The sequence below is a fragment of the Bacillus sp. GMs2/2 genome, from assembly GCF_050172095.1.
GTDB lineage: Bacteria > Bacillota > Bacilli > Bacillales > Bacillaceae_G > Bacillus_A > Bacillus_A cereus.
Map to the genome: position 1 here is coordinate 1 of NZ_JBNLYE010000433.1, position 3,003 is coordinate 3,003.

Consider the following 3,003-nt stretch of genomic DNA (forward strand, 5'->3'; position numbering starts at 1 on the left):
ACTATATATTCCAGTGGTGTTAACCTACATATGAAAGGCTTTCTTTTTCAAAATATTACCCCTAATAAAATTTTGAAGAAGTCAACTGTCTCCAAACTTGTCTTTATGCTTAAAGAAAAAGCACTCAATTTGAGTGCTTTTTCTTATTGAAACATGCTATTTTTCTAGGCGATTTTCATAAAATAAAAGTAAAGAAATGAAAGTGGGTGACAAAATGCCGGCAGTTGTGGAAGGTGTTATTATTGAAAATTGCAATGGAACAATTAATGTAGGGGATAAATATAACGTACAGCCGATTGAAAAGACGAAGGCTTATAATGGATCGGGGTCATCAAATACAGGAATGAAAGTACAAACGTTTAGCGGGATTAGTACAGCTGATGTATGGGATAATGATGTAAATGATCAGGGGATACAGTTTACTTTATAGCACAATATGTAAAATTGCATAAAATGATGAAGTTGCCCTATGATACAATCTAGCTGTGAGCTGTTAATGATTCTTCTGTATTATAGTTGTTAGATTAGAAATATAACATCTTATCGAAAATCATACGTACAAAAAAAGACACTTCAAACGAAGTGTCTTTTGTATTTTAGTGATATCCTTTAGCAGAGTCTTTATGAATTTTATTTTTAAAAATACTGTAGCTCCAAAGCTGATATCCAATAACGATTGGTACCATGATCATTGCAACGAAGAACATAATTTTTAAGTTTAATTGACTACCAGCTGCGTTGTATAACGTTGTACTGTATGCATCGTTAATACGAGATGGTAACATTCTTGGGAACATACCTGCAAAGCCAGTTGTCATAAACATTGCGATTGTTAGGCAAATGAATGTGAATGCAAGGCCAATTTTATGTTTGTACACCATAATAAGTGCGAGTACACTCATTAGCATTGCAAGTACTGGAAGAATGAATAGTACCGGATATTCCGTAAAGTTTTGGAATAAGTTTGTCCGATTAGCAGTTGCTACATAGAAGATAGCTAAAATAATAGCAGCTGCCATTGAAAATGGTCTTGCGATTTTATAAGCACGATCAGATACTTCACCAGTCGTTTTAATCATGACCCAAAGGGCACCGGATACGACAAATATAGCAGTGAAGAAAAGACCACCTAATATACCGTAATGGTTTAGTAAGCTAAGTAAATTTCCTTCATAGCCATTTTTTCCGATTTGTAGTCCGTAATAAAGATTAGCGAATGTAACACCGAATAAGAAGGCGATTAGGAAACTGCCAATTGCAAATGCCCATTTACAAGTTTTTTGCCAAATTGGTGAATCATCTTTATGCATGAATTCCAGTCCAGCGGCACGAGCAAATAGTGCAAGTAATACTAAGAATAACGGTGTATATAAATAACTAAACATATTAGCATATGTGACTGGGAAGGCAGCAAATGTTGCGCCACCAGCTGTAATTAACCATACTTCATTACCGCCCCAGAACGGGCCAATTGCTTCTTGTAATTGATTTCGTTCTTGTCGGTCTTTCGTAACGAAAGGAAAAATCATTCCGTTACCAAGTGCATACCCGTCAAGAATGAAGTAAACTGTCCAAATCACGCCCCATAAACCGAACCAGATGATTGCAAGCATATCATGAGACATGAGCCACACCTCCCTCAGTAGCAGGTGCTTCTAATGCGGCAGGTCCTTTTTTCGCGAACTTCAGCATTAAGTATACGTCTGCGATTAAAAGTAAAGTGTAGAATAAAATTAAACTAATTAATGAGAACCAAATTTGCGGGACAGATATAGGTGATACAGATTCTGCTGTACGCATTAGTTTATATACTGTCCATGGTTGACGACCTACTTCAGCGACAATCCATCCTGCGTTAATCGCGATATAAGGAAGTAAGACAGACCATATTGTAATTTTTAAATAACGTTTTGAGTTTTCTAGTTTTCCTTTTCGGTTTAAATAGAAACCATACCAAGTTAATGCCATAAAGAACATACCGAGTGCAACCATTAAGCGGAAGCTATAATACACAAGGTTAACATTTGGACGTTCATCTTTCGGAATATCTTTTAAACCAACAATTTCGCCATCAAATGAATTTGTGTAGAAGAAGCTTCCGAGTTTTGGAATCGTAAGGAATTCAAAGTTCTTCTCATTTTTTACATCAGGAATTTGAACAATTGAGAAGCCTTGTCCTTTTCCAGTTTCCCAAACTGCTTCCATCGCAGCTCCTTTTGCGGGTTGATATTTAGCTGCTGATACACCAGATTGATGTCCCATAAACGGTGTAATTGTTGCGGCGAATAAGCCTAACATTAAACCAAACTTAAATGATTTTTTGAAGAATTCTACTTCATTTTTACGTAATAAGTGATAGGCACTAATTGCCATAACGAAGAAAGCACCTACAATATAACAACCAACTACAGTATGGAAGAACATATTCCAAGCGTATGGATTCGTAACGAGTGCCCAGAAATCATTTAATTCAGCGCGGCCGTTACGTACTACGTAGCCAACAGGGTTTTGCATAAAGCCGTTTGCTGTAATAATCCAAAGTGCGGAAATGTTTGTTCCAAGTGCAACCATCCACATACAGAAGGCACGGAACTTTGGTGAAATTTTGTCTTTACCGAATAACCATATTCCCATGAAAGTAGATTCTAAGAAGAAGGCAACGAGTGCTTCGATTGCGAGAGGTGATCCGAAAATGTCTCCCATATATTTGGAGTACTCAGACCAGTTTGTTCCAAATTGGAATTCCATCGTAATCCCGGTTATAATCCCCATTACGAAGTTAATTGTAAATAATTTACCCCAGAAATTTGCCATTTTACGGTATGTTGGATTCAATGTGCGGGCGTATTGAGTTTCCATACATGCTACTAAAATGACAAGTCCGATTGTCAAAGGTACAAATAAAAAGTGATAAAAAATAGTAATTGCAAATTGAAAACGACTCAGTAACAGAACGTCGGACATAATAAATATTCACTCCTTTTTTACATTATCTACAATCAG

General features: G+C 36.5%; 3 protein-coding genes. 1 reads left to right on the forward strand and 2 read right to left on the reverse strand.

Going from position 1 to position 3,003, the window contains the following annotated elements; translation table 11 throughout:
* Window positions 1-196: 196 nt before the first annotated feature.
* Window positions 197-430, forward strand: a complete 234-nt coding sequence (locus ACQGS6_RS25595; RefSeq protein WP_002005871.1) for a spore germination protein — start codon at window positions 197-199, stop codon at window positions 428-430.
* 166 nt (window positions 431-596) lie between these two features.
* Here the strand turns inward: ACQGS6_RS25595 and cydB are convergent, their stop codons facing one another.
* Entirely contained in the window at window positions 597-1,625 is a 1,029-nt protein-coding gene (cydB, locus tag ACQGS6_RS25600; RefSeq protein WP_000017658.1) for a cytochrome d ubiquinol oxidase subunit II, read from the reverse strand.
* The gene (cydA, locus tag ACQGS6_RS25605; protein ID WP_426965816.1) at window positions 1,615-2,964 is read right to left on the reverse strand and encodes a cytochrome ubiquinol oxidase subunit I; all 1,350 of its coding nucleotides are present in this window, start codon (window positions 2,962-2,964) and stop codon (window positions 1,615-1,617) included. Before cydA ends, cydB begins: the two co-directional genes overlap by 11 nt.
* Between the last annotated feature and the right edge of the window lie 39 nt (window positions 2,965-3,003).

Bases quoted from the DNA above. Each gene is read 5' to 3' on its own strand.
- ACQGS6_RS25595 (WP_002005871.1), top strand. From the start codon at position 197: ATGAAAGTGGGTGACAAAATGCCGGCAGTTGTGGAAGGTGTTATTATT.
- cydB (WP_000017658.1), bottom strand. From the start codon at position 1,625: ATGTCTCATGATATGCTTGCAATCATCTGGTTCGGTTTATGGGGCGTG.
- cydA (WP_426965816.1), bottom strand. From the start codon at position 2,964: ATGTCCGACGTTCTGTTACTGAGTCGTTTTCAATTTGCAATTACTATT.